A 25,389-nucleotide genomic window follows, 5' to 3' on the forward strand; every position below is an offset into this window, starting at 1 on the left:
GGCGGACAGCAGCAGCGCGTCGCGATCGCCCGGGCGATCGCCAAGCAGCCCCGGGTCCTGCTGGCGGACGAGCCGACCGGCAACCTCGACGAGCGCATGCGCGACGAGATCCTCGACGTGCTCGAGACGCTGAACATCGAGGGGCTGACCCTCGTGGTCGTCACGCACGACTCGGCCGTCGCCCGGCGCGCACGCCGGCGCCTTCGCCTCGCGGGCGGGCGGATCAGCGACATCACGCGAGGCTGAGCCCGCGTCCCCGTGACGAGCGGAGGGCCGGGGACGAGCGGAGGGCCGAAACCCGGCATCCCTCCTCCGCTCGTCCCCGGCCCTCCCTCCGTCACGCCGCTCCGCACCCCGCGCGTCAAGGCCCGAGACCACAGCCCCACCCTCCCCCTACAGTCGAAACACGCCGACCGGAGGGATGCCATGGCCGCCCGCAACACCCGCCTCATGCGCTGCACGCCCGACGACCTCTTCGCGGTGCTCTCCGACGGCTGGCTCTACCCCGTGTGGGTCGTGGGAGCGGCGCGGATGCGCGACGTCGACGAGGAGTGGCCGAAGGAGGGCTCGCGCATCCACCACTCGCTCGGCGTCTGGCCCGTCATGATCCACGACCAGACCGAGCTCGTCGAGTGGGATCCGCCCCGACGACTGCGCCTCCGCCCGGAGGCCGGCATCCTGGGTCGCGGAGTCATCCGCATCGACGTCCGTCCGCACGGCGACGGCATCGCGGTCACGATCGCCGAGGAGCCCGTGACCGGTGCGGCGTCGATCCTGCCCTCGCTGCTGTGGAAGCCCCTCCTCGTCGCGCGTAATCACGAGTGCCTCAATCGCCTGGCCTTCCTCGCCGAGGGTCGCCGAGAGGAGCGCGAGGCTCGCGAGCTCGACCACCGCACCGAGACGCCGGACCCCGAGGAGGGCACTCCTTCTCCCCAGGCTCAGGAAGACGTGCGAGAAGCCGACATCTGACGCCGCCGCGCCTCGCCTGGGGGAGAATCTCACCGAGCGTGTCGATGCCGACCCGCGGAACGGGGATCGAATGGATGCCGACGTCATCGTCATCGGCGGAGGGCTCGCCGGTCTCGTGGCCACCAGCGAACTCGTCAGGGCGGGCAAGCGCGTGATCGTCGTGGATCAGGAGAACGCGGCGAACCTCGGCGGGCAGGCGTTCTGGTCGTTCGGGGGCATCTTCCTGGTCGACTCCCCCATGCAGCGTCGGCTGGGCGTGAAGGACTCGTTCGACCTCGCGTGGCAGGACTGGCAGGGCTCGGCCGCGTGGGACCGCCTCGACGGCGAGCACCCCGAAGACGAGTGGGCGCAGCGCTGGGGCCGCGCGTACGTGGAGTTCGCCGCCGACGAGAAGCGCACCTGGCTGCAGGAGCACGGCGTGCGCTTCACCCCCGTCGTCGGCTGGGCCGAGCGCGGGTCGCTGTCGGCCCGCGGCCACGGCAACTCCGTTCCCCGGTTCCACGTGCCGTGGGGCACCGGCACGGGCATCTCCGAGCCCTTCGCCGACGAGGCGCGGGCGGCCGCCGAGACGGGGCGGGTCGTCTTCCGTTTCCGCCATCGCGTCGACGGCCTGACGTTCACGGCGGGTCGGGTCACCGGCATCCACGGGTCGGTCCTCGCGGCGGACGACTCCCCGCGGGGTGTGTCGTCGTCGCGCCAGGTGGTGTCGACGTTCGAGCTGTCGGCACAGGCGGTCGTGATCGCCACGGGCGGCATCGGCGGCGACCACGAACGGGTCCGCCGGTGGTGGCCGGAACGTCTCGGGACGCCCCCGAAGAAGATGGTCACCGGTGTCCCGGCCCACGTCGACGGACGCATGCTCGACATCGCCGCCGACCAGGGCGTACGGCTCGTGAACCGCGACCGCATGTGGCACTACACCGAGGGCGTGCAGAACTGGGATCCGATCTGGCCCGGTCACGCGATCCGCATCCTGCCGGGTCCGTCGTCGCTGTGGCTCGACGCGCGTGGTCGTCGCCTGCCGCCACCCGGACTGCCGGGGTACGACACGCTGGGCACCCTGCGGCTCCTGCGGACCACCCCCGACCTCGCCGACTACGACTACTCGTGGTTCGTCCTCGACCAGACGATCATCAAGAAGGAGTTCGCGCTCTCCGGCTCGGAGCAGAACCCCGACATCACGAACCGCGACCGCGCGCTCCTTTTGCGCAGCCGACTCGGGCGCACGGCCCCGGGCCCGGTGGAGGCGTTCAAGACCAAGGGGGCCGACTTCGTCGTCGCCGCCACCCTCGACGAGCTGGTGCGCGGCATGAACGACCTCACCGGCGATCACCTCCTCGATCCGGATGCCGTCCGCGACCAGGTCGTGGCCCGCGATCGCGAGCTCGTGAACCCGTACTCGAAAGACGCACAGGCGATGGGCATCCGCAACAGCCGACGCTTCCTCGGCGACCGGATCTTCCGCACCGCGAAGCCCCACGCTCTGCTCGACCCCGCGCACGGCCCGCTGATCGCGGTGCGCCTGTGGGTGGTCACACGCAAATCGCTCGGCGGCATCCAGACCGATCTGCAGGGCCGCGCCCTGAACGCCGAGGGTGTGCCCATCGCCGGGCTCTACGCCGCGGGCGAGGCGGCCGGGTTCGGTGGAGGGGGCGCGCACGGCTACAACGCGCTGGAGGGAACCTTCCTCGGCGGCTGCCTCCTCACGGGACGCACCGTCGGCCGTGCGATCGCTGCGAGCCTCTGACCAGCAGGGCCGCTCAGCTCTCCGGCCGCGACTCCGTGTGCGTCCCGCCCGGCTGCTCCGTGCTGTGGTTCAGCTCGTCGATGTAGAGGTTCTCTTCGTCGGTCGTCCGGTTGCGGTACGCGGCTCGACCGACCATGTGCGCAGCGAGCGGCGCCGTCGCGAACTGGATGAGCACGATCGGGATGCCGAAAGCCAGGGCCTCCCACGATCGCAGGGCGAGCTCGACGGCGACGACGATGAGCAGCACGCCCAGGACCTGCGGCTTGGTCGCCGCGTGCAGACGGGTCGGGACGTCTTTCCAGCGCAGCAGGCCGATCGTCGCGGTGAGGCACAGGATCGCACCGATCAGCACGAGGATCAGGGCGATCGTGTCGAGAACGCTTTCGAGGGTCATCGCGGATTCTCCTTCCGCGCGACGAAGCGGGCGACCGCGATCGAGCCGAACACGCCGACCGCGGCGATGATGAGCATGGCCGGCAGCGATCGTGTGTGGTGGTTGATCACCATGTCGGCACCCAGGATGCAGACCACCTCGGTCAGCAGCACGTCGGCGGCGACCGCACGGTCGAGGATCGAGGGGCCGATGACGAGGCGGATGAGCGCCAGCACGGCCGCGGCCGCGAAAACGACCAGGATGACGATGACGAGGGCGGTGGTCACGGGGGTCACAGGGGGGTCCTCCCCTCTCGGGGCGATTCCGTCGCCCGACGCGCATCCGCCTCGGACTCGGCGATCTTCGCGCGCAGCTCCTGCAGCTCTTCGCGGGAGCCGACGGCACGCGTGATGCGGGCCTCCCACCCGAGCACGACGCGGCGCTGGTGCTCGGCATCCTCGTCACTGCGTACGCCGATGGTGTGCAGGTACAGCGTCCGGTTCTCGCGGTCGACATCGACGATGAGAGAGCCCGGGATGAGGGATGCCGTGACGGCGGTGTGGGCCATGATCACGTCGTCATCGACCCGCAGCGGCACCGCGATGATCGCGGCACCCGGCTGCCGCCGGACGTCGAGCACCTGCCACGCCACGATGAGCGAACCCCGGATCACGGCGCCGAGGAAGGTGACGACGAAGATCAGGCCGTACCAGAGGTTGATGCGGCCCGACAGTTCGACCGGCGGGAGGCGGAAGACGCGCGTGACGACGATCGCGGCGACGAGGCCGGTGAGGAAGGCGAGCCAGGTGAACTGCCCCCACAGCATCATCCACAGGGCGACGAGCCAGACCAGGAAGGGCAGCTGGTGCAGGAACAACGACACCTGGGAACGACGCGATGGGCTCATCGCTGGCCCCCCTGCTCCTGGAGCTGCACGAGGCTCACGCCGTCGGTGATCGTCACACCCGCGCGCAGACACATGTCGAGCAGCGGACCGGCGAACACGGTGAGGGCAACCGTGACGGCGACCATTCCGACCGTCGCGAGGGTCATGATCTTGGGGATCGTGCGGCGCTCAGTCGAGATCGCCGCGGCGGGCGCGTTGCCGAGGTACGCGATGCGCTCCATCGTCTCGGTCGAGTCGTCGTCCTCACGCCAGAACGACAGGTTCCACGCGCGCATGAGGGCATAGAGGGTCAGGATCGACGTCGCGATCCCGCCGACGATCAGCACCATCATGACCGGCGTGCCCACCTGCGCGGCGGCGTCGAAGAGGGCGTACTTGCCGATGAAGCCCGAGAACGGCGGCAGACCGCCGAGGTTGATCGCCGGGATGAAGTACAGCACCGCGAGCACCGGGGCCGCCCGCATGAGTCCCTTCACCTTGAGGATCGACGTGCTGCCCGCGCGGCGCTCGATCAGGCCGACGGCGAGGAACAGAGTCGTCTGCACGATGATGTGGTGGACGATGTAGTAGATCGTCGCGCCCACCGCGAGAGGCGTGTTGATCGCCAGTCCGAAGATCATGTAGCCGATGTGGCTGACGAGCGTGAACGACAGGATGCGCTTGAGCTCGGCCTGCGCGACCGCGCCCAGGATGCCGACGATCATCGTCGACAGCGCCACCATCATCAGCAGGAAGTTCAGATCGTTGTCGACGAACAGCTGCGTCTCGGTGCGGATGATCGCGTAGACGCCGACCTTGGTGAGCAGGCCGGCGAACACGGCTGTGACGGGCGCGGGAGCCGTCGGATACGAGTCGGGCAGCCAGAACGACAGCGGGAACACCGCCGCCTTGATCGCGAAGGCGAGGAGCAGCATCAGGTGCAGGATCGTCTGCGTATCCTGCGGCAGGAGTGCCATGCGCTCGCTGATCTGCACCATGTTCACGGTGCCGAGCGCTCCGTAGACCATGCCGATCGCGGCGAGGAAGAGGATCGACGACACCAGCGAGACGACGATGTAGACGACGCCCGTGCGGATGCGCGACTCAGTGCCGCCGAGCGTGATGAGCACGTACGAGGCGACGAGCAGGATCTCGAAACCGACGTAGAGGTTGAACAGGTCGCCCGCGATGAAGGCGTTGAAGATGCCCGCGCCGAGGATCAGATACGCGGGATAGAAGATCGAGACCGGAGTGTCCTCGTCGTTGTCGGCAGCGCCCTGGCCGATCGAGAAAAGCAGGACCGCGAGGAGCACGATGCTCGTGACGACCACGAGGAGGGCCGCGAGCACGTCGACGTAGAGCACGATGCCGAACGGGATGTCCCACCCCGCGATCGCCACGGCGAGGGGACCGTTGGTGTCGACCTCGACCAGCAGGATCGCCCCGAGCACGAGCACGGCGGAGAGCGCGGCGACCGACACCACGATCTGCGTCTTCTTGCGACGGCCGAAGACGAGGTTGATCGCGGCACCGATGAGCGGGATGCCGACGAGCAGGGGAACGAGGGCGCTCACGGGCGATCACCGTCCGGGGTATCGCGGGTGTCGTCGTCGGTGCGGCGCACGGCCACCCGATCGACCGGGGCGTCGTCGACGAGCTGCGAGAGATCGCCCTGGTGAAGGACGCGGATCGGCGAGGCCACATCACCGACGAAGTCCGTCGTGACGTCCTCGTCGTCGGAACGGGACTCCTCGTCCATCGCGTCTTCGGGCTCGTCGGCGGCGCGCGTGCGAAGCGCGACGTCGTCGGCGTCGTCGATGACCGTGTCGGCCTGTCCCAGCTGCCACGAGCGGTAGATGAGCGCGAGGAGGAACGCCGAGATCGCGAACGTGATCACGATGGCGGTGAGCATCAGAGCCTGAGGGAGGGCGTCGGACATCTCCGCGGCATCCGTCTCTCCGCCGTCGTAGAACGGAGCCTTGCCGGGAACGCCCATCACGATCAGCAGCAGCAGATTGGCGGCGTTGCCGAGCAGGAGGAACCCGATGAGAACGCGGGTCAGGCTGCGCTCGAGCATCGCGTACACGCCGCACGCGAAGAGCACCGCCATGACGATCACGAGGACCAGCGAGATGTTCACGGGGTGACCACCTCCGCGTCCTCGGGGTGCTGCGACTGACGGTCCACTTCGGCGCCGAGACTCCGCAGCACGTCGAGCACGAGACCGATCACGACGAGGTAGACCCCCACGTCGAAGATCGTGCTCGTGACGAACTCCCAGTGCCCGATGAGCGGCAGATCACCCTCGAACGTGAAGCTCTGCAACGGCGCGTACCCGAAGAACAGGGGCACGACGGCGCACAGCACCGCGATCGCCATACCCGCTCCGAGGAGCCGCCCGGCATCGGTCGGTGCCGCGGCGCCCAGTTCCCAGCGCCCGCCCGCGATGTACCGCATGACCAGGCCCATTCCCGCCACGAGTCCACCCGCGAAGCCGCCGCCGGGCAGGTTGTGTCCGGCGAACAGCAGATAGAGCGACACGATCATGATCGAGTGGAAGAGCACCCGGACGATGATCTCGAGCAGGATCGACCTGTTCTCGGGCTGCACCTTCGCGCCCGAGATGAGCCATGCCCGCGGGGCGCCCGTCTCGCCGACGCGCTGCGCGCGGACGCCCTCATCCGTCTCGACGAGAGGACGACGGCGCCCGAGGCCGACGCGCGCGCGGGCGGTGCCCGAGCGGCGCGCAAGGTTGTCGCTGCGGTCGGTGATGAAGACGAGGGATGCCACACCCGTGGCCGCCAGAACGAGAACCGACAGCTCGCCCATGGTGTCCCAGCCGCGCAGGTCGACGAGGGCGACATTGACGACGTTTCGGCCGTGACCGATCTCGTACGCCAGCGGAGGCCATTCGAGCGAGATGGGGAGGTCTTGCCGCGCACCGGTCGCGACGATTGCGACGAGAGCCATGGTGAGACCCACCCCGGCCCCGAGGATCGCGCGGGCGATCGGGGCGACCGAGGCATTCTGCTCGCCCATCCGCGCCGGTAGCCGGCGAAGGACGAGAGCGAACACCACCAGCGTCACGGTCTCGACGAGCACCTGGGTGAGGGCGAGGTCGGGTGCCCCGCTCGTCGCGAAGAGCACGACCATGCCGAGCCCCGTCACCGACACCAGCGCCACGCCCGTGTACCGCTTCCGCGCCCGCACGGCGAGGATGCCCGCGGCGATCATGAGCGGAGCCGAGATGAGCTGCGCGGGCGACTGCCACGCGTCGAGCTGTGCACGCCATTCGTCCGAGGCGAACAGTGCCGTGCCCTCGGCGACGACGAGGACGACGAAGATCGTGCCGACGTAGAAAGGCAGCGAGCCGCGCTGGAACCGCGCGGTGACCCACTCGGACGAGCGGTCGATCGCCCGCAGGACGACGTTGTAGGCATCGTTGGCGGTGAAGGGCAGCACGCGGCGACGCTTGTGGAGCTGGGTCTTCCGCACGACCCAGAACACACCCGCACCGAGGGCGAGAGTCCCGAGCGAGATGAACAGGGCGGGCTCGAGTCCGTGCCACAGCGCCAGGTGGTACGGATAGTCCGGCGCGGCGACGCCCGGCGTCGCCTCGGGAAGCCCGTCGGCATACGGCGCGAGCCAGTGGTCGACGATCGGTGCGAGGAATCCCAGCGTCAGCGACGCCGCGGCCAGCAGGACGGGTGCGGCGAGGAAACCCATCGGGGGGTCGGGCCAGTCCGTCTTCTCGACATCGCGCTTGGTCCAGTACGCGCCCCAGAGGAACCGGATGCCATAGGCCGCGGTCAGGGCCGATCCCACGACGATGCCGGCCAGGGCGACGATGCCCCACCCCGCTCCGGCCTCGGCCTCGTGCAGCAGCGCGGTGAGCGCGGTCTCCTTCGCGACGAAACCGAGGGTCGGGGCGACACCGGCCATCGACGCGATCGCGATGAACGAGGCGGTCGCCATGACCGGCGCCTGCCGTCCGAGGCCCGACAGTTCGCCGATGTCACGGGTGGAGAGCTGGCGGTCGATGACACCGACGACGAGGAAGAGGCACGACTTGAACAGCGCGTGGCTGAGCAGGAGCGCGACGCCGGCGAGAGCCGCATCCCTCGTTCCGTACCCGAGCATGACGGTGAGGAACCCGAGCTGGCTCACCGTGCCGAACGCGAGGATGCGCTTGAGATCCCGTTCGCGCAGCGCCTGGAAGCCGCCCAGCAGCATGGTGAACACACCGAGCGTGATCAGCGTGGGACGCCAGAACGGTGTCTCGGCGAAGGCCGGCGACAGGCGCGCGATCAGGTAGATGCCGGCCTTCACCATGGCGGCGGCGTGGAGGTACGCACTCACGGGCGTGGGTGCCGCCATCGCGCCGGGGAGCCAGAAGTGGAAGGGGAAGATCGCGGACTTGCTGAGCGCCCCCACCAGCAGGAGCAGCACGGCGATGTCGACGACGGTGCCGGTCGGTGGGTCGGCGAGAATCGTCGACAGGCTCGAGGTGCCTGACTGCACGACGATCAGGACGACGCCGATCAGCATGACCAGGCCGCCGAGCGTCGTCACGAGCAAGGCTTGCAGCGCGGCACGGCGACTGGCCGCGCGGCCGTGGTAGTAGCCGATGAGCAGGTAGGACAGGACGCTCGTGACCTCCCACAGCATGATCAGCACGACGATGTCGTCGGTGAGCACGAGGCCGTACATCGCGCCGGCGAAGGCGAGGAGGACCGCCGAGAACTGCCCGACGCCGGCGGTCTTGCCGCGGAAGTACCACCGGCAGTAGAGCATCACCAGCGCTCCGACACCCGTCACGACGAGGGTGAGCAGCCAGCTCAGGACGTCCATCCGCATCGAGAGCGAGACGTCGAGGGCGGGAATCCACCGGTATTCCTCGAAAGGAATGTCCGCGGAGAAGACGGCGGGAGCGGCGAGGATCGCCTGCACGAAAGCGACGGCGGGAAGTAGGGCCGCGACATAGAAGGCCCGTGCTCCGATGCGGCCGACGAGCCACGGGAGAATCAGCGGGAGAAGAGCGAACGCGCTGAGGAGTACCAACAAGGTGGGCCTCCTCGGGGTCGACGGGCGCTGGGCCTCGGCTCTCGGGGTGTCGCTTCTATTCTATGGGAAGCATGAGAGTCCCCGCACCGGCGGGGTCATGTGGTACGCGGCGGAGCGGTCGTCGTGCCCGCCCGGAAAGTGCACGCGAGATCGAGTCCCGACGGGGGTTCGTCCTCCAACATCGCCGCGACGGCCTCACCCGCGGCGCGTCCTTTCGCGGTGGCGGGCTGGACGAGAGTGGTCAGCACGTGCGGCGCGAGACCGTCGACAACGACGCCGTCGAATCCGGTGACGCTGACGTCGTGCGGCACACGGAGGCCCGCCTCTTCGGCCGCGCGGATGACCCCCGCGGCGAGCAGGTCGCTCTGCGCGATCACCGCGGTGGGGCGCCGGTCGGGGTCGGCGAAGATCGTCCGACCCGCGATCATGCCCTCGTCGATCGAGCTCCCCGCCGCGGCGAGCGCCCGAGCCCGGGGGAAGATCTCCCGCGCCCCGGTGAGCCGATCCGCCGTCACGTCGACGCGGACCTCCGCGTCGTCGGCGATCCATCGACGCCGACGCGTGGCATCCGTCGGGAGGGTCACGATGACGACGTCGCGGTGTCCCAGGTCGGCGAGGTGGCGAGCGGCCTCGCGTTGGGCCTCGACGTTGTCGAGGAGCACGCGGGGGATACCCTCGCCCGCGTCTCCCTCGATGACGACGACCGGGATGCCGCGAGCTCGGACGATCTCGAGAGAGTCGCGCATGCGAGGGCTGCACCCGATCAGCACGGCGGCGTCGATCGGAGCCGTGTGCAGCGAGGGCTCGCTCACCGTCTCTCCGTCGTCACGAAGGAGCAGGAGGGCCGCGCCGAGCCGGGACACGCCGTCGGCGAGCCCGTCCATCATGTGCGTGGTGACGGGGTCGAGGAAGGCCGTACCGAGGTGCTCATCGAAGACGACCCCGACGATGCCCGACCGTCCGCGACGGAGCGACGCGGCACGGGGGTCCGGGCCGGTGTAACCGAGCTCCGCAGCCGCTGCGAGTACGCGAGCCCGCGTCGCCTCCGACGTCGGGGTCTTGCCACTGAAGACGACCGAGGCGGTCGACGCCGAGACGCCCGCCGCGCGGGCGACGTCGCTGATGGTCGCCCGTCGCGTGCTCACGGGCCGATCGTACCCGCGACACGCCCTCCGGCCGAATCGATTCGATTCACGTCGAATCGATTCGGTACAGTGAAGCGCATGGACACCGCCCTCACCCGTTCTCAGCTCGTGCGCTGGCACATCGCGATCTGCGCGATCTTCCTCGCGAGCGGACTGAGCATCGCGACCTGGGCATCGCGCGTTCCCGCGATCCGCGAGTCCCTCGGGATCGAGAACTCCGGCGTGGGCCTGCTGCTGCTCGGCATGGGTGTGGCATCCATCATCGGACTCTCGATCGCTCCCGCCGTCCTCGCACGTCTCGGCGCGCGCGGAGGCATGCTGACCGCTCTCGTGCTGGTCGGTGTCGGCCTCGCGATCATCGGCTTCGGCGCCGACACGCTGCAGGTGTTCGGGGTCGCGCTCGTGGGCCTCGCCCTGTTCGGGCTGGGCAACGGCGCGCTCGACGTGATGATGAACGTCGAGGGTGCGGCTCTCGAGAAGGCAACCGGCCGCACGATCATGCCGCTCCTGCACGCCTTCTTCAGCTTCGGCACCGTCATCGGCGCCGGCCTCGGCTTCGTCGCCGTGAGCGTGGGGATCCCCGTCCTCGCGCACTGCATCGCCCTGGCTGTCGTGATCCTCGTGGTGGCCTTCGTCTCGATCGCGAACGTCCCCCGACGCGAGGTCGCGATGGATGCGCCCGCCGACGAGGAGCGCGCCCACTGGCGCGAGCGCCTCGCCACGTCGCTGCAGGCGTGGAAGGAGCCGCGGACCTACACGCTCGGCGTCATCATGCTCGGCATGGCCTTCGCCGAGGGCAGCGCGAACGACTGGCTTCCGTCAGCCGTCGTGTTCGGCCACGGCGCCCCCGAAGAGGCCGGACCCGCCGTCCTCGCCGTCTTCTCGGTCGCCATGACGATCGGCCGCATCGCCGGCGGGCCCGTCGTCGACCGTCTCGGCCGTGTGATCGTGCTGCGCGTCCTCGCCGCGACCGCCGCCGCGGGGCTCCTGCTGTTCATCGTCGCGCCGTTCGGCCCGCTCGTCTTCATCGGCGCCGCCCTCTGGGGTCTCGGCGCGTCGCTCGGCTTCCCGATCGGCATGTCCGCCGCCGCCGACGACACCGCCAAGGCGGCCTCCCGCGTCGCCGCCGCGGCCACGATCGGGTACATCGCCTTCCTCTGCGGTCCCCCGATCCTCGGCTGGATCGGCGACCACATCGGGCTGCTCCCGACGCTGTTCATCGTGGTCGGGCTGATCGTGGCATCCGGTCTCTTCTCGGGGGCGGCCAAGCCGCTCGCCGTCGAGAGCGCCGAGACCGAGAAGGTCCGGCGCGGCTAACGCGCGACCGCGGTCGTGGCTTTCGACGTCACGCTCTTCGAGGTGTAACCGGCCTTCGTGCCGGTCACCGTGACGGTGAGCTTCGCGCCGCGCTGCGCGCTGGTCGGCGTGAACGATGACGACGTCGCCCCGCGGATCTTGGCCCCGTTCGCGAACCACTGGTAGGTGAGCGTCGTCCCGCTCGTCCACGTCCCGGGAACCGCCGTCAGCGTCGTCCCGACGCGCGCGGTCCCGCGGATCGTCGGGGTGGGAGAGGTCAGGATGCCGGCCGCCACCGCCGCCGTCGGCTTCGAGGTCTTCGACACCGACGTGTAGCCCGCGAGGGTCCCGGTGACCGTCACGGTGATGGACTTGCCCCTCTGTGCGGCGCCCGGGGTGAACGACGTGGCGGTGGCCCCCCGCACCGCCACGCCGTCGGCGGACCACTGATACTTCAGCGTCGCGCCTCTCGCCCATACCCCCGTGGTGACCGTCAACGCGCGTCCGACGCGGGCGGTGCCCGAGACGGTCGGCGTCGACGAGGCGAGCTTCGGGGCCGCGGCCACGGCCCAGTCGATGGTCAGACGGGTGAAGGACCACACGCCGATCGAGACGGCGACAGCGCGAGCGGGATCGCTCGTTCCCTTGGCGGTCCCGTCGTAGTAGACGACCCGACCGTCGGTGTACTGCGCGCGCACGGTCACCTTCGTGCCCGTCGGAAGGATGGTCTCGTTGTAGACCCCGCCGAGTCCGCCGCCGATGAGGTCGAGTTCCGTTTCGGCCTTGGTGGAGACGTCGGTCGCCACGACGCGCAGCTGCCGCATGACGACGGACTCCTCGAACATGAGCAGCTCCGTCGCGAGGCCACCGCGCGCGACGCTGTAGTCGATCGTGATGTCCGAAACGCTCTTGGTCGTCGCGTCGACCACGGTCTCGTACGGCGAGGACGCGAACCACCCGTCCGCCAGCTCCATCCGGCTGAAGACGGTGTACGTGCCGCGCGGCACGTCCGAGATGCGGAAGGTTCCGGCCTTCGCGTCGTACTTCACCTTGGCGCTCGGCACCGGAACCCCGCCGACCGGGGCGGCCGAGACGGTGACCGCCGCCCGCTGGGCCGTCGTCGTGCGCTTGTCAAAGATCACCCGGCCCGAGATCGTGACGGTCTTCGCGGCCGCCGGCTCGCCCACGGGAACGGGCGAGGAGGACGCTGCGGGAGAGGGTGTGGGGGCGGCAGACGACGACGGGGCGTTCAGCGGCGCAACGAGCCCGATCGCCGTGGGAGCCGGACTCGCCGTCGGGGTGACGGGCGACGGCACCACGGCCTGTCCGGTCGCCGTCGGAGCCGGACTCGCCGACGCGGTGGGGGGCGCCGGCACAGCGGCCGTCGCGGGTGCGGCGGCGAGGACTCCCGCCACGACGACGACGGAGACGACGAAGCCGATCGCCGCGCTCGCGCGCGTGAGTCCCGAGAAGAGCGACATGGGCATCCTTCTGATCCGGAGCCGCTGCAATCCGGCCCTTCTCCTCGTCACGCTAGACATCTCGCGAGCGCGGAAACGCGCCGAACGGCATTTCCGAACGACTCCGAACAGCCCGACGCCGTCCCCGCGGGGCGATTAGGCTCGTCGAGTGCGTCTCGTCATCGCCCGTTGCTCCGTCGATTACACCGGCCGTCTCAACGCGCATCTCCCCCTCGCCACCCGCCTGCTCGTGCACAAGGGTGACGGGTCGCTGCTCGTGCACTCCGACGGCGGCTCCTACAAGCCGCTCAACTGGATGAGCCCGCCGTGCAGCCTCGTCGTCGAGCAGCCCGACGACGTCGACGTCGAAGACGGCGTCGTCGAGCGCTGGCGTGTGACCCACGCGAAGAGCGGCGACGCTCTGCTCGTGCGGATCCACGAGGTCATCCACGACACCGCCCACGACCTCGGGGTCGACCCCGGTCTCATCAAGGACGGCGTGGAGGCCGACCTGCAGCGCCTGCTCGCCGAGCAGGTCTCGGTCGTCGGCGAGGGGCTCACCCTGGTGCGACGCGAGTACCCCACGGCTATCGGCCCGGTCGACCTCCTGCTGCGCGACGACAACGGCGGCACGGTCGCGATCGAGGTCAAGCGCCGCGGCGACATCGACGGCGTCGAGCAGCTCACCCGCTACCTCGAGCTCCTGAACCGCGACCCCCTCCTCGCTCCCGTGACCGGCGTCTACGCCGCCCAGGAGATCAAGCCCCAGGCCCGCGTGCTCGCCACAGACCGTGGCATCCGGTGCCTCACCCTCGACTACGACGAGATGAAGGGCATCGACTCGGGCGCTCCGCGCCTGTTCTGAGCCGCTCTCGGATCATGAGCTTGCAGCGAACTCCCAGGTTGCGATAGGACTGACCCAGCGGGAGGCGCTTCCGCGCTGAACCGCGGGACCCGAAACCCGCGCTGCCGGCCGCGAGGCCGCCCGGGGGGGAACTATGCGCGCACCTGCGCGGTCATTGCTGCGTGCCTGGATCACGGCCGTGGTCGGGCTCACTCTCGTGGGCTCGTCGCTCATCGCCCCCGCGGCGTACGCCGAGACGCCCGATGCACCGGGAGAGATGGCAGCGGTCGCCACCCCGTCGCCGACGCGGTCTGCTTCTCCCACTCCGGCGACGCCGACGCCGACGCCGAGTGCCAGCGCCGCTCCGACGCCGACCCGCTCGGCGAGTCCGGCGCCGACCCGGTCAGCGACGCCGACACCGACGCCGACCGCGACGTCCAAGCCGACCACGACCCCCAAGCCCACCACCTCGCCCACGCCCGGCCGGACGGCGACGCCCACGCCTCGCCCGTCGGCATCCCCCACGAAAACCCCCGCGATTCCGGCTCCCGTCGCCGATACGGCCAGCATCTCGGGCCGGGTCACCCTGCCCGCCGGAACGACCCTCTCGCAGACGTCGATCCGCGTCCAGGTCTTCTCCGAGACGGGGTACACCATGGTCGGGTCGAGCTTCGTCCTCTCGGACGGCAGCTACAGCGTGACGGGTCTGGCCGCCGGCGGTTACAAGCTCAACTTCTCCCCTTCGGGCACGCTCGTGCCCGAGTGGTGGAACGACAAGCCGGACTACTACTCCGCCACCGTCGTCACCGTGGCCGCGGGCGAGAAGCGGACCGGCGTCAACGCCTCCCTCGCGAACGGCGCGACGATCTCGGGCCGCATCACCCTCCCGGACGGCGTCACCGCACCCTTCGGCTCCCTGATGGTCACGGTCGCCCCGACCACATCGGAGTACTCGTCCGTCGGTGCCGTCCGGCTCGAGGCCGACGGCAGCTACACCGTGACCAACGTCCCGGCCGGCACGTACAAGGTGAAGTTCTCCGCGTACAACGTCCCTGCGCTGAGCGAGTGGTGGAACGACGCCCCGGACTTCGCCTCGGCGACTCCGCTGACGGTCAAGGGCGGTGAGGTGCGGACGGGGATCGACGCGAGCCTCGCTCCCTCGGCCACCATCTCGGGAACGGTGACCCTTCCGAAGGAAGTGACAGCCGGCCAGGGACACGTGTGGGTGTCCGCCTCGACACAGAGCGAGCCGTGGCGCAACATCGCCAGCGCGGCTGCCGACCAGAACGGCGCCTACACGCTGTCGGGTCTTCCCGCCGGGTCGTACATCGTGAAATTCACGTCGTACGACGCGCCGGTGGTCGCCGAGTGGTGGGACGACGCGAGGGATGCCGCTTCCGCGAAGCCCGTCAAAGTCTCGGCGGGTGAGAAGCGAACGGGCGTGAACGCCGTGCTCGCCCTGTCGTACACGATCTCGGGCACCGTGACGCTCCCCGCGGGGTCCACGGGTTCGGGCATGGACGTCTCGGTGTCGGCGTACACGCTCGATCAGCCGTGGACGCCGAAGGCTACGACGATGGCCTCCCCGAACGGCACGTACGTGGTGAACGGACTGGAGCCCGGAACCTACAGGGTGCGCTTCTCGGCGGGCAGACTCAACGTCCTCGACCAGTGGTGGAAGGACAAGCCCGACTTCGACTCGGCCACGTCGATCGTGCTGGGCTCTCGGAACGTCACCGGCATCGACGCCACCCTGCGCAAGTCGGCTTCGATCTCGGGCACCGTCACCCTGCCCGCGGGAGTACGGGCAGATCAGATCTCGGTCTCCGCCGTCCCCGCCTCGAACGAGTGGGGAACCTCGTTCCAGGGACGCCTTGAATCCGACGGACGGTACGTCGTGACCGGCCTCGCCGCCGGGTCGTACAAGATCAAGTTCAGTTCGTGGGACGCGCCCGTGCTCGACGAGTGGTGGAACGACAAGCCCGATTTCGCGAGCGCTCAGTCCGTGACGCTCGCCAGCGGTCAGGATCAGTCGGGCATCGACGCCACACTCGCGCGCTCGAGCTCGATCTCCGGGACGATCACGCGAACCGGTGGTGCGGCCGTCGCCGGAGTGTCCGTCGAGGTGTATCGCCTCAGCAACGACGGTTCGTGGCAGTGGACGCGTCAGGCGACGACGACCTCGACCGGCACCTATTCGTTCCCGAAGCTGTCGCCCGGGACATACAAGCTCCACGCGAAGCCCGCGGCGGGAGACCTGCTACCGGAGTACTACAACGACAAGCCCTCGTTGGCCACGGCGAACTCCCTCACCCTCGACTCCGGCTCCCGGCGCGACGTGACCGCGAACATGACGCTCGCCGTCGGCACCACCGTTTCGGGCACCGTGCGTTACGCCGACGGATCCCCGGTGGCCGGAACATCCGTGACCCTCTACTCGCGGACCGCCGCGCGCATCGGTTCGGCGACGACCGACGCGACGGGGGCCTACACCGTGGTGGGCGTATCGGGCGACGTCACGGCCGGCGTGAGCGCGGGCGGCGGGACCGTCTACGCGGGTTCGACCGACATCCTCGCCGGCGCGACCTTCGTCACGGTCGAGAAGACCGCGAGGATCGACGTCAAAGTCCCCGGCGTCACCGTCTCGGGCGTCGTCACGGTGGGGGCGACGGGCACACCGGTCTCCGGGGGAACGGTTCGGCTCACCTCCTCCCTGGGAGGGCCGGCGACGCCCGCGACGGTGGGCACCGACGGCCGTTACCGCCTACGCGGAGTGATCGCAGGCTCCTACACCGCTCAGTTCACGCCCGCCGCGGGAAGCGGGCTGGCGGAGACGTGGTCGGGCGGGGGCACCGACCCCCGCACCGCCACCGCGTTCACCGTGGCCTCGACAGCGCTGACGAAGAACCTGGCCGCGCTCTCGGGCGGAACCGTCACCGCCGTCCTCCCGGCGGGGACCGGATCCTCCTCGTACCGTGCCCTCCAGCTCTATCGGTGGGCCGACGGAACCGCGCAGTACGCCGCGTACGCGGGCGGACCGGCAGGTTCGTCCGTGAGGCTCGATGCCCTCGCGCCGGGTACGTACACGGCATCCGTCGACGGGGTCTACCTCGGCGGCGCCGTCACGGCCGACGCGGCGACGCGGTTCACCGTGACCGGCGGCAAGGTCGTCGACCTCGGAGTCTTCGATGCCACACCGCGTGGCACCGCGGGAACGCTCACCGTCACCGCGACGGGAGCGTCGTACTCCGCCCGCATCGTCGTCGTGAGTTCCAGCGGGCGCATGTACGACCCCTCTCGCAGCAGCACGGGCTCCAACTCGGTGACCGGCACCTTCGCCGTCCCGGTCGGCACCTACCGCGTCTTCGCGTCCTCCACCTCCCCCGGTGTCGTCGACACCTGGTACGGCGGCGCGTCGAACACGACGGCGAAGAAGATCACCGTGCGCGCGGGTGAGACGTCGACCGTCTCGTTCGCTCTCGCCGCGGGCGACGCCTCGGTCACCGGAAAGGTCCTGGATGCCACCGACCGGACCGCGATCAGCTCGGCGACGGTGCAGCTCACCCCCCTCGATCGCGTCTCCGCCCTGCAGGGACGCGCGAGCACGGTGATGACCCGGACGGACTCCCTCGGCGCCTTCTCATTCCCGTCCACCTTGCGCGCCGGCACGTCGTATCGCATCGACGTGCGGACGCTCAGCGGCACGGCCCTCTCGACGCGGACCTTCACCGCGAAAGCGGGCACCCAGGCGTTCACGTTCACGACGCCGCGGCTGGGAGTCATCAAGGGGAAGGTGGCCGACGCCACGAGCGGGATCGCTGTCGCGCTATGGCGAGAGGGCGAGACCTGGCCGATGACCGAACGGTGGACGGACGAAACCGGCTCGTACCGCTTCGACGATCTCCCCGCGGGCTCGTACCGCGTGCAGTTCACCCGCGCCGACACGGACTCCGCATCGTCGTACGCCCCGGGGTGGGCCCCGAGCGGTCGCACGCGTGAAGACGCCGCCGTCATCAAGGTGGCCGTCGGTGCCACGGTGACAGCTCCGACCACCAAGCTCACGCGTGCGGGCATCATCAGTGGTCGTGTGGCCGCCGCGCCCGCGAAGGGCACGACGACGTGGGCGTTCGCCGACGTCACGGTGAAGGACGATGCCGGGCGCACCGTCACGACCGGCCGGTCGGACGCCGGATCCCCCGGTGCCTACGCGATCGAGGCCGCTCCCGGCACGTACACCGTCTGCGCGCGCCCGGTCGAATCGCCGACTCCGTTCGCCGAGGTCTGCCGGTCGGGGGTCAAGGTCACGGTGGGCACCTCCACGGCGGGTGTCGATCTCACGATGCGACCGGCATCCTCACGCGCCTCCGCGGTCGCCACGGGGTCGATCGCCCCGTGGTGACCGTCGCGAGGTGACCGTTGCGAGGTGACCGCCGCGCCCTGACGCTCGCGTCCGACCGCGCCGGTAGCGTGGACATATGCCTGTGCGTTCCCCTTTCTCGTGTGTCCTGTGGGACGTCGACGGCACTCTCGTCGACGCGTCCGAGGGGATCCTCCGCCGACTGACCATCACGCTCGAGCACTTCGGGCGCACGCCCCCGACCCGCGACGAGCTGTCGCGGTGGATCGGGCCGCCGATGTTCGAGTCGTTCCAGGTGAACGTCGGCATGACGCCGGAGCAGTCGACCGAGGCCGTCGCCTTCTACCGCGGCTTGAACAAGAGCGAGGGGTACACCGTCAGCGCGCGGCTCTATCCCGGCGTCGCCGAGCTCGTGCACGATCTCCACGCCGCGGGCGTCCCCCAGTCGACCGCGAGCTCGAAGCCCGAGGTCCAGGTCGTCGCGCTGATGGACCACTTCGGCCTCGCCCCCGACCTCGAGGCGATCGTCGGCGCCTCGCTCGACGAGCGCAGTCTCAGTGCGAAGTCCGACATCGTGCGCGAAGCACTCCGCCGTCTCGAGGCGAACGGCGTCGACACCTCGCGTCCGGTCCTGATCGGCGACCGGCATCACGACGTCGAGGGTGGAGCGGATGCCGGCGTGCCGGTGATCTTCGTCCGCTGGGGCTTCAGCTGGCCCTACGAGGCCGACGGCGCCCAGGCCGCGGTCGACGACATCGATCAGCTGCGTGCGCTGCTCCTCGTCTCAGACGACGAGCTCGCTGCCGAGGGCGACGGCGGGACCGTCACCCGTGTCTGACGTCACCTGGGCGGTTCCGACGGCCCTGGCGATCGTCGGAGCCCTCCTCGTGACCGCCGTCGTCGTGATGGTCGTCCGCGCGCGACGCCGCTCCCCGCGTGCGCGGGCCGCCGCCGACGCGGCGCGCCTCGCCGCAGCCGACGCGCTCCTTCGTCTGGACGATGCCGCCACCGATCTCGATATCGCGTTCGAGGCGTCCGAGGCACTGGTGGACGGCGACTCGACGAGCGCCCTCCGTCGGTCGCGCGCCGCCGCGCTGCGGGCGCGCGACCGGGGCTTCACGGATGTCGCCGCCCTCGAGAGCTCCTCGGCCATCCCCGCTCAACGCCGGATCGAGGCCGAGGCCGTGCGCGCTCAGCTCGAGGCGCAGCTCGCAAAGGTCGCCCGCACGCGGGCCGAGCTCGTCGAATGGGCACGAACGCACGGAACCCCGTCCGACCGTGTGAGGGCCGCGCGAGCACGACGTGACGACGTCGTCCGCGCCGCCGGTGATCCCGCGCCCCTGATCGCGGGCCTGCGCGAGCGATTCGCCGAGGACGACTGGCGCGACGCCGCCGAGGCCGCCGACGCGGCCACCGCCGCCCTGGCTCAGGCCGACGAGACGCTCGCCGCCGCCGACGCAGCCACGGACCCCGCCGAGATCGATCGTCTGGTCCACGAGGCGACGGATGCCACGCGCCGGGCAGCTCGGCACCTGAAAGCCGTCGAAGACGCCCACCGCATCGCCCTCCAGGCCGCCGACAACGCCGGCGCCGAGGTCGCCGCCGCGCGCGACGAGCTCGCGGCGGCCATCGACATCGCCAAGAGCCGCCCCGACGAGTGCGCGTCCGACGCCGCCGCGCTACTACGCGAAGCGACGAACGACCTCGACGCCGCGGCGATCGATGCCGGGAGGCGGCCGCGCGCCGCGATCGAGACCGTCGCCCGCGTCCGCGAGCTCCGCGACGACCTGCTGGGCGAGGCCCCCGCTCCACGGCGGCGACTCGAGGCCGCCCGCGCCGCGCTCCCGGGAACCCTCGCGTGCGCGCGAGCGGCTCTCGCGGCCGCGGAGGCACGAGACGATCGCACGATCGACGCGCGCCTGCGACGCGACCGCGCGCGACGCGAGCTCGCGGCCGCCCGCGCCGCGACCGACGCCGGTGTCGCCCTCGCCAACGCCCGAACGGCATGGCAGGCGGCCGCCGCGCGCTGACAGGGCGCACCCCCGGTGCCCTATCGTGAGCGACATGGGGGAGAACACCACGGCAGGCCGCACGCTCCAGCTCATGCGGCGGGTCCCCGCGACGCTCGTGCTCGCCGGGATCCTGCTCGTCGTCGGCGTCGCGGGGGCGGGGCTCTGGCATCCGTTCTCCACCTCCGACGTGTTCCCGACCGTGGCGTACGGTCTTCCCGCACTTCAAGAGGGCAGGTGGTGGACCCCCGTCACCGGCACGTTCTTCCTCGACGCGCCGTGGGTGTACGCCCCGATCCTGCTCGGCCTCGCGGGCATGGGGTACGTCGAGTACCGGCGCGGCTCGCGGGTCGCCGCGGGGTACTTCGCCGCCGGCCAGCTCGTCTCGGTGCTGGCATCCGCCCTGTTCCTCTGGGCGGCGGCGCTCCTCCCCTGGCCGTGGGCGCAGCAGCAGGCGGCCGTGCTCGATGTGGGCCCCTCGGGCGGCGTCGTCGCGACCATCGCCGCGGCGGTCTCGCTCCTGCCCTCGCCGTGGCGCCTCCGCGCGTGGACCGTGCTGGTGGCCGGGCTCTCCGTGACCTTGATCTACTGGGGCACGCTCCCGGATCTCGAGCATGCCTTCGCGGTCGTCTTCGTGCTCATCGTCGATCGTTCGCTGCGTCCTCAGCGGGTGTCCGTGCGCGAGCAGCGGCTCATCGCCTTCGTGGTCGTCTGCGCGCTCGGAGCCATCGAGATCCTGACGTTCTTCAGCCCCACCACGGGCCCCTTCGGAACATCGGCCCCCGTTTCGGGCTCGTGGATCGACGTCGCGGTCAACACGGTGCTGGTGCTCGTCGTGGCGACCGGCATCCGCCGCGGCCGTCGGTGGGCGTGGGTCGTGCTCATCGCCTACGCGGCCCTCAACGCGGTTTTCGTGGTCCTGCTCGCCGGGCTGGTACTCCTCTACGGCACCGCCGATCTCGAGGCCGACTCCGGTATCGACCTCACGATCACCCTCGCCTCGTCGCTGCTGTGGACCATCGTGCTCATCTACCTCGTGCTCGTGCGCGCCGCGTTCCGCGCGCGGCCGAAGGCGGCGCTGGGCGAGACTCCCGCCCCCACGGTCGCCGACGTCAAAGACGAGCTGCACAGATCCGGCGGGGGCACCCTGTCATGGATGGCGACGTGGGAGGGCATGTCATACGCGCGGTTCGGCCGCGGCATCGTGGCCTTCCAGCGCCGAACCGGCGTCGCCCTCGCGCTCGGCGACGCCCTCGGCCCCGCGGGCGATCGTCCGCGAGCCGTGCGCGCGTTCATCGACCGCGCCGAGAGCGCCGGCCTCGCCCCCTGTTTCTTCAGCGCCGGAGAAGAGACGCGCGCGGCCGTACCCGAAGACTGGCGCAGCATCGTCGTGGCCGATGACACGATCGTCGACCTGCCGGGCCTGAAATTCACCGGCAAGGCGTGGGGAGCAGTCCGCACCTCACTCAACCGCGGCGAGCGCGAGGGCATGACGTTCCGGCTGTCTCGCCTCGCCGACGAGACGTGGGGCATCCGGCAGCAGCTGCGGGCGATCTCCGACAGCTGGGTCGGCGAGAAGGGTCTCCCCGAGATGGGCTTCACCCTCGGCACGCTCCACGAGGCGAACGACCCCGAGGTGCGGGTGGCGCTCGCGATCTCGCCGGCCGGCGACGTCGACGGGTTCCTGTCGTGGCTGCCGGTGTACGGCGAGGGCCGAGTGCGCGGCTGGACGCTCGATCTCATGCGCCGACGCGACGGAGGCTTCGGCCCCGTCATGGAGTACCTCATCGGTTCGTCGGCGCTGCAGTTCTCCCGCGAGGGCGCGGACGTCATGTCGCTGTCGGGCGCACCCCTCGCGCACGAGTATCCCGCGGATGCCGGCCCCATCGCCGACCTGCAGCAGCGCATGGCCGCGATGCTCGAGCCCGTCTACGGCTTCGCGTCCCTGCACCGGTTCAAGCAGAAGTTCCAACCGCGCTACGAGACCATGTACCTGCTCTACCGCGACGAGGCCGACCTGACGCGGATCGGCACCGCGCTCACGCGGGCGTTCCTGCCGCACGCGACGATCCGCCAGTTCGCCGCAGCCGGCCTCGACCTCGTGCGCCACGAGCGCTGATCGGCCGGACAGGCTGGTCGGCCGGACAGGCTGATCGGCCGGACAGGGGATGCCGCCGCGCCCGGCCGAATCGACCCCGGCGTCGCCCGGGGTGAGAGGTCAGAGCGGGCGGATGTCTTCCGCCTGCAGGCCCTTGGGGCCCTGCGCGATCTCGAACTCGACGCGCTGGTTCTCCTCGAGCGAGCGGTAGCCGCCCGACTGGATCGCGCTGTAGTGCGCGAAGACGTCCTGCCCGCCGTCATCGGGCGCGATGAAGCCGAAACCCTTCTCCGCGTTGAACCATTTGACCGTGCCCTGCGTGCTCATCGACATGCCGTTTTCCGCTTGAGCCGGCACCGAGCGCGCCGGACTTGCCCCAAAAGTAGCGCCCGCGTCGAAACGGCGCACGACCCCGTGACACAAACGTTGCATGCCGCAATGAGGCCGAAGCCCATACGACGCCCGGGCTGAGCAGAGCTCGAAGCCCGGGCGTCGACGGATCCCCCCGGATATGTCACGCGAGGCGTGACGGTGATGACATTACAGCCGCAGAAGGCCTCCGCGCGACACGAAAGCTGTGAATACGTAACGCAAAGTCCGAGACTGTGATACTCGCGCGACGTAAACTCCGCGTGATGAGCGCTCCACGGTCCCGGTTGGCCCTCGTCGATGAGGCCTACGCGGCCCTCGGCGAGGCCATCGTCGACGGCCGACTTCGACCCGGGGACCGCCTCCGCGACGTGGAGTTGGCCGCATACATGGGTATCTCGCGAACGCCCGTCCGAGAAGCGCTGCAGAAGCTCCAACGCATCGGTCTCGTCGAGGTCGCCGCGAACCGTTATACGCGCGTCGCCGCGCTCACCGACCGCGCCCGCACCGACATGCGCGAGTACGCCGCGCACAACATCGCGTCGGCGATGCGCGTCGCGCTGCCGCGCTGCACCCCCGAGGAGATCGAGACCGCCCTCACCCTCATCGACGCGATGCGCGACGCCGACTCCTCGAAGACGTACGTGGCCGCTGTCCTGGATTTGTACGCGCTCATGGTCGCGGCTTCGCACAACATCCCCTTCCAGAGGACGCTGGAGCAGACCGATCTGGTCCTGCGGCGCAACCTCGAGGGGTGGGAGAGCATCACGGGAGACACCCGACCCACACTGTTCGCGCATCTGCGCACGCAGCTCGCCGCGCGCGACGCGAACGGCGCGACGTGGACCTTCCTCGCTCTGCACGGCTTCGCCTGAGCGCGCAAGCGTCGAGCGCCCCGCACGGTGCCCCCGGTAGCGTGGCGCCATGGCCCACATCGACCTGCGCGAGCTGACCGACGACGATCGGGATGCCGCCTTCGACGCCGTCCGCGACAGTGCCTCCTCGTGGCCGCGCGCCACGATCGAGAACCGCGAGGCCTTCGACGCCTGGGTCGCCGAGGATCGCGTGGCCGCCCGCGCGGTGGTCGCCGACGGCGCCATCGTCGGCCTCGCCGCCACGCTCGATGTCGACGACGACCGCGAGATCCTCCTCGCTGTGACTCCCGGTGCCGTCGAGGGTGTGGCCACCGAAGCCCTCCGCCTGCTCACGGTCCTCGAACCCGAGCGCCCCCTCTACGCCTGCCTCGCCGCCGACGACGACCCCTCGCACGCCGTGCTCGCCGGGCTGGGCTTCGTGGAGGACTCGCGCGACGGGGACGACATCGTCTACGTCCTTCCCCCGACTCTGGAGTGACCTCGACATGGACGACGTGACGTGGGGCGGGATCGTTCCGAGTGTGGTGCTGATCATCGCCGGCGGGGCGCTGTGGTGGTGGTCGATCGCTCTGACCGTCCGCGCCTACCGCGGCGAGCGCGTCCCGGTGTGGCGGAACCCCCGTAAAGCCCCGGGTCGCGCGGTCGCGTCGCGGGCCTTCGGAGCCGCGACCCTGACTCTCGGCGTCGGGATCGCCCCCTGGGGTCAGCTCGACGCACCGTCCTGGCTCGTGCCCCTGCTGGCAGGATCCGTGGCCGTGGTGTTCCTCTTGATTCCGTACTTCGCCACCGTGATCGTCCACAACCGCGGCGTCGAGACGCCCTAGTTCGGTTCTTCGCTCTCCTCGAGCGTCTCGTCGGCGTCGACCGACGTGTCGTCCGTGGCGCTGTCCTCCTCGGCTGCGGCGGCCTGCTGGGCGGCGAGGGCGTAGGCCTCTTCTTCTCTGCGCTTCTCCGACATGCGCCCAACCTAGGCGCGCGCGAGCGGCCGCGTAAAGGTCAGCGCCGCGAGAGGGTCGCGACGATCGGCCGGTGGTCGCTCCCCGCGTCGTCGAAGTCGGTTCTGACCTCGAAGCCGCGCACCTCCCACGCCGATCCGACCAGCACGTGGTCGATGGGTGCGGCGAGCCCGGTGGGCAGGCGCACCGGCCAGGTGCCCACCGCGGCCGCTCCCGCCTCGGCGGCGGCATCCCGGCACTCCCCCACCGTGCCGCCGTTCCGCTCGAGCCCCGCGAGGTGATCGAGCGTCGAGTTGAGATCGCCGGCGAGGATCACGTCGGGGCTCGAGCACTGCGCCGCCACCCAGTCCATCCCCTCGGTCCAGTCGGTCATGATCAGCGGCAACGGGGGCAGCGGGTGCGCGGCGACGAGTGTCGGTCCGTCCCCCTCAGCCGGGCGGAAAACCCCGCTGGGAACCCCGGGCGTCGAGCCGGCCGACAAATCCGGGACGTACGGTCCCATCGACTCCGCCACGAGCAGCGTCGTGGGGACGGGATCGTCCCCGGGAGCGGCCTGCAACGTCGAGGGAGTCATGCGGATGCCCTCGCGGGACAGGATGCCGACGACCTCCGCTGCCGCGTCCGCGTCGGTCTCGGGAAGGCTCACGACGTCCGCCCCGGTCTCGCGGACGAGTCGGGCGATGCTCTCGGGCGACGCCCCGCCCCCGTACGTGTTCCAGGCCACGACGACCAGCTCGCCGTCGGCAGCCGCCCCGCCCCCACCGCACGCGACGAGCACGCCCGCGTTGCCGAGAGACGCCGCGGCGAGCACGATCGCCAGCCCCGCCGCCACGCCCCACCGCCGCCGGAGCACGGCGATCACGCCCGCGACCACCGCGAGCGCGGCGAGGCCGATGGCCAGGATGCCGCGGAACGGGATCAGCTGGGCCACCACCTGCAGG

Annotated in this window: 23 protein-coding genes; 12 read left to right on the plus strand and 11 right to left on the minus strand. The window is 70.5% G+C overall.

Features of this window, described 5'->3' with window-relative positions; translation table 11 throughout:
• The 3 genes from NS283_RS03800 to NS283_RS03810 all read left to right on the plus strand — a co-directional run.
• Positions 1–246 (plus strand): ATP-binding cassette domain-containing protein (locus NS283_RS03800; protein ID WP_153003272.1); only part of this gene is annotated, 246 nt, incomplete at its 5' end.
• A gap of 180 nt (positions 247–426) precedes the next feature.
• Entirely contained in the window at positions 427–969 is a 543-nt protein-coding gene (locus NS283_RS03805) for an SRPBCC family protein (protein WP_058595561.1), read from the plus strand.
• A 70-nt stretch (positions 970–1,039) separates the two neighbouring features.
• Complete coding sequence (locus NS283_RS03810; protein WP_058595562.1) at positions 1,040–2,716, plus strand: FAD-binding dehydrogenase; 1,677 nt, start codon at positions 1,040–1,042, stop codon at positions 2,714–2,716.
• A 13-nt stretch (positions 2,717–2,729) separates the two neighbouring features.
• Here the strand turns inward: NS283_RS03810 and mnhG are convergent, their stop codons facing one another.
• From mnhG to NS283_RS03845, 7 genes are all read right to left on the minus strand, one after another.
• The gene (gene mnhG / locus NS283_RS03815; protein ID WP_058595563.1) at positions 2,730–3,110 is read right to left on the minus strand and encodes a monovalent cation/H(+) antiporter subunit G; all 381 of its coding nucleotides are present in this window, start codon (positions 3,108–3,110) and stop codon (positions 2,730–2,732) included.
• The gene (locus NS283_RS03820) at positions 3,107–3,385 is read right to left on the minus strand and encodes a monovalent cation/H+ antiporter complex subunit F (protein ID WP_193751244.1); all 279 of its coding nucleotides are present in this window, start codon (positions 3,383–3,385) and stop codon (positions 3,107–3,109) included. The genes mnhG and NS283_RS03820 overlap by 4 nt, the downstream gene beginning before the upstream one ends.
• Entirely contained in the window at positions 3,382–3,996 is a 615-nt protein-coding gene (locus tag NS283_RS03825; protein WP_058595564.1) for a Na+/H+ antiporter subunit E, read from the minus strand. The genes NS283_RS03820 and NS283_RS03825 overlap by 4 nt, the downstream gene beginning before the upstream one ends.
• Complete coding sequence (locus NS283_RS03830; protein WP_058595565.1) at positions 3,993–5,549, minus strand: Na+/H+ antiporter subunit D; 1,557 nt, start codon at positions 5,547–5,549, stop codon at positions 3,993–3,995. Before NS283_RS03830 ends, NS283_RS03825 begins: the two co-directional genes overlap by 4 nt.
• On the minus strand, positions 5,546–6,115 hold the full coding sequence (locus NS283_RS03835) for a Na(+)/H(+) antiporter subunit C (protein ID WP_058595566.1): 570 nt from the start codon (positions 6,113–6,115) through the stop codon (positions 5,546–5,548). Before NS283_RS03835 ends, NS283_RS03830 begins: the two co-directional genes overlap by 4 nt.
• Positions 6,112–9,039, minus strand: coding sequence for a Na+/H+ antiporter subunit A (locus tag NS283_RS03840; RefSeq protein ID WP_058595567.1), 2,928 nt, complete (start codon positions 9,037–9,039; stop codon positions 6,112–6,114). Before NS283_RS03840 ends, NS283_RS03835 begins: the two co-directional genes overlap by 4 nt.
• A gap of 95 nt (positions 9,040–9,134) precedes the next feature.
• Complete coding sequence (locus NS283_RS03845) at positions 9,135–10,184, minus strand: LacI family DNA-binding transcriptional regulator (protein ID WP_058595568.1); 1,050 nt, start codon at positions 10,182–10,184, stop codon at positions 9,135–9,137.
• Positions 10,185–10,262: 78 nt separating this feature from the next.
• Between NS283_RS03845 and NS283_RS03850 the strand changes: the two genes are divergently transcribed.
• On the plus strand, positions 10,263–11,501 hold the full coding sequence (locus tag NS283_RS03850) for an MFS transporter (protein WP_058595569.1): 1,239 nt from the start codon (positions 10,263–10,265) through the stop codon (positions 11,499–11,501).
• On the opposite strand, the gene NS283_RS19315 is transcribed toward NS283_RS03850, so the two are convergent.
• Positions 11,498–12,961: a hypothetical protein gene (locus NS283_RS19315; RefSeq protein WP_153003273.1), complete on the minus strand. Its 1,464-nt coding sequence runs from the start codon at positions 12,959–12,961 to the stop codon at positions 11,498–11,500. The genes NS283_RS03850 and NS283_RS19315 overlap by 4 nt on opposite strands.
• 148 nt (positions 12,962–13,109) lie before the next feature.
• On the opposite strand from NS283_RS19315, the gene nucS reads away from it, so the two are divergent.
• The 5 genes from nucS (at position 13,110) to NS283_RS03890 (ending at position 22,269) form a co-directional block, all read left to right on the plus strand.
• Positions 13,110–13,805, plus strand: coding sequence for an endonuclease NucS (gene nucS, locus NS283_RS03865; RefSeq protein WP_058595572.1), 696 nt, complete (start codon positions 13,110–13,112; stop codon positions 13,803–13,805).
• A 133-nt stretch (positions 13,806–13,938) separates the two neighbouring features.
• Positions 13,939–18,183: a carboxypeptidase-like regulatory domain-containing protein gene (locus NS283_RS03875; RefSeq protein WP_153003274.1), complete on the plus strand. Its 4,245-nt coding sequence runs from the start codon at positions 13,939–13,941 to the stop codon at positions 18,181–18,183.
• Between the two features lie 76 nt (positions 18,184–18,259).
• Complete coding sequence (locus tag NS283_RS03880; protein WP_058595574.1) at positions 18,260–18,979, plus strand: HAD hydrolase-like protein; 720 nt, start codon at positions 18,260–18,262, stop codon at positions 18,977–18,979.
• Complete coding sequence (locus NS283_RS03885) at positions 18,972–20,171, plus strand: hypothetical protein (RefSeq protein ID WP_058595575.1); 1,200 nt, start codon at positions 18,972–18,974, stop codon at positions 20,169–20,171. Before NS283_RS03880 ends, NS283_RS03885 begins: the two co-directional genes overlap by 8 nt.
• Before the next feature lie 34 nt (positions 20,172–20,205).
• Positions 20,206–22,269 (plus strand): bifunctional lysylphosphatidylglycerol flippase/synthetase MprF, encoded by a 2,064-nt coding sequence (locus NS283_RS03890; protein WP_058595576.1) that lies wholly within the window; start codon positions 20,206–20,208, stop codon positions 22,267–22,269.
• A 99-nt stretch (positions 22,270–22,368) separates the two neighbouring features.
• Here NS283_RS03890 and NS283_RS03895 read toward each other — a convergent pair whose 3' ends face one another.
• On the minus strand, positions 22,369–22,575 hold the full coding sequence (locus tag NS283_RS03895) for a cold-shock protein (protein WP_058595582.1): 207 nt from the start codon (positions 22,573–22,575) through the stop codon (positions 22,369–22,371).
• A 308-nt stretch (positions 22,576–22,883) separates the two neighbouring features.
• Between NS283_RS03895 and NS283_RS03900 the strand changes: the two genes are divergently transcribed.
• Genes NS283_RS03900 through NS283_RS03910 form a run of 3 tightly spaced genes read left to right on the plus strand, consistent with a single transcriptional unit; the run spans position 22,884 to position 24,316 of the window.
• Positions 22,884–23,492 carry a GntR family transcriptional regulator gene (locus tag NS283_RS03900; RefSeq protein WP_081317247.1) on the plus strand — a complete coding sequence of 203 codons (609 nt, stop codon included), beginning with the start codon at positions 22,884–22,886 and terminating at the stop codon, positions 23,490–23,492.
• A 49-nt stretch (positions 23,493–23,541) separates the two neighbouring features.
• Complete coding sequence (locus NS283_RS03905; RefSeq protein WP_058595578.1) at positions 23,542–23,970, plus strand: GNAT family N-acetyltransferase; 429 nt, start codon at positions 23,542–23,544, stop codon at positions 23,968–23,970.
• A gap of 7 nt (positions 23,971–23,977) precedes the next feature.
• The gene (locus NS283_RS03910) at positions 23,978–24,316 is read left to right on the plus strand and encodes a hypothetical protein (protein WP_058595579.1); all 339 of its coding nucleotides are present in this window, start codon (positions 23,978–23,980) and stop codon (positions 24,314–24,316) included.
• Here the strand turns inward: NS283_RS03910 and NS283_RS18845 are convergent.
• Together NS283_RS18845 and NS283_RS03915 are read right to left on the minus strand one after the other, a co-directional pair.
• A complete protein-coding gene (locus NS283_RS18845) occupies positions 24,313–24,450 on the minus strand; it encodes a hypothetical protein (RefSeq protein ID WP_193751243.1) in 138 nt (45 codons plus the stop codon). The two genes, NS283_RS03910 and NS283_RS18845, sit on opposite strands and share 4 nt — an antisense overlap.
• A gap of 38 nt (positions 24,451–24,488) precedes the next feature.
• Positions 24,489–25,389: endonuclease/exonuclease/phosphatase family protein (locus NS283_RS03915; RefSeq protein WP_153003275.1), on the minus strand; the 901-nt coding region annotated here is incomplete at its 5' end.

Source organism: Microbacterium testaceum, assembly GCF_001476285.1.
Lineage (GTDB): Bacteria > Actinomycetota > Actinomycetes > Actinomycetales > Microbacteriaceae > Microbacterium > Microbacterium testaceum_B.

Coding starts and splice junctions, on each gene's coding strand:
- NS283_RS03895 (WP_058595582.1), bottom strand. CDS start 22,575: ATGAGCACGCAGGGCACGGTCAAATGGTTCAACGCGGAGAAGGGTTTC.
- NS283_RS03910 (WP_058595579.1), top strand. CDS start 23,978: ATGGACGACGTGACGTGGGGCGGGATCGTTCCGAGTGTGGTGCTGATC.
- NS283_RS03825 (WP_058595564.1), bottom strand. CDS start 3,996: ATGAGCCCATCGCGTCGTTCCCAGGTGTCGTTGTTCCTGCACCAGCTG.
- NS283_RS03805 (WP_058595561.1), top strand. CDS start 427: ATGGCCGCCCGCAACACCCGCCTCATGCGCTGCACGCCCGACGACCTC.
- NS283_RS19315 (WP_153003273.1), bottom strand. CDS start 12,961: ATGTCGCTCTTCTCGGGACTCACGCGCGCGAGCGCGGCGATCGGCTTC.
- mnhG (WP_058595563.1), bottom strand. CDS start 3,110: ATGACCCTCGAAAGCGTTCTCGACACGATCGCCCTGATCCTCGTGCTG.
- NS283_RS03900 (WP_081317247.1), top strand. CDS start 22,884: ATGAGCGCTCCACGGTCCCGGTTGGCCCTCGTCGATGAGGCCTACGCG.
- NS283_RS03890 (WP_058595576.1), top strand. CDS start 20,206: ATGGGGGAGAACACCACGGCAGGCCGCACGCTCCAGCTCATGCGGCGG.
- NS283_RS03875 (WP_153003274.1), top strand. CDS start 13,939: ATGCGCGCACCTGCGCGGTCATTGCTGCGTGCCTGGATCACGGCCGTG.
- NS283_RS03850 (WP_058595569.1), top strand. CDS start 10,263: ATGGACACCGCCCTCACCCGTTCTCAGCTCGTGCGCTGGCACATCGCG.
- NS283_RS03810 (WP_058595562.1), top strand. CDS start 1,040: ATGGATGCCGACGTCATCGTCATCGGCGGAGGGCTCGCCGGTCTCGTG.
- NS283_RS03905 (WP_058595578.1), top strand. CDS start 23,542: ATGGCCCACATCGACCTGCGCGAGCTGACCGACGACGATCGGGATGCC.
- NS283_RS03880 (WP_058595574.1), top strand. CDS start 18,260: ATGCCTGTGCGTTCCCCTTTCTCGTGTGTCCTGTGGGACGTCGACGGC.
- NS283_RS18845 (WP_193751243.1), bottom strand. CDS start 24,450: ATGTCGGAGAAGCGCAGAGAAGAAGAGGCCTACGCCCTCGCCGCCCAG.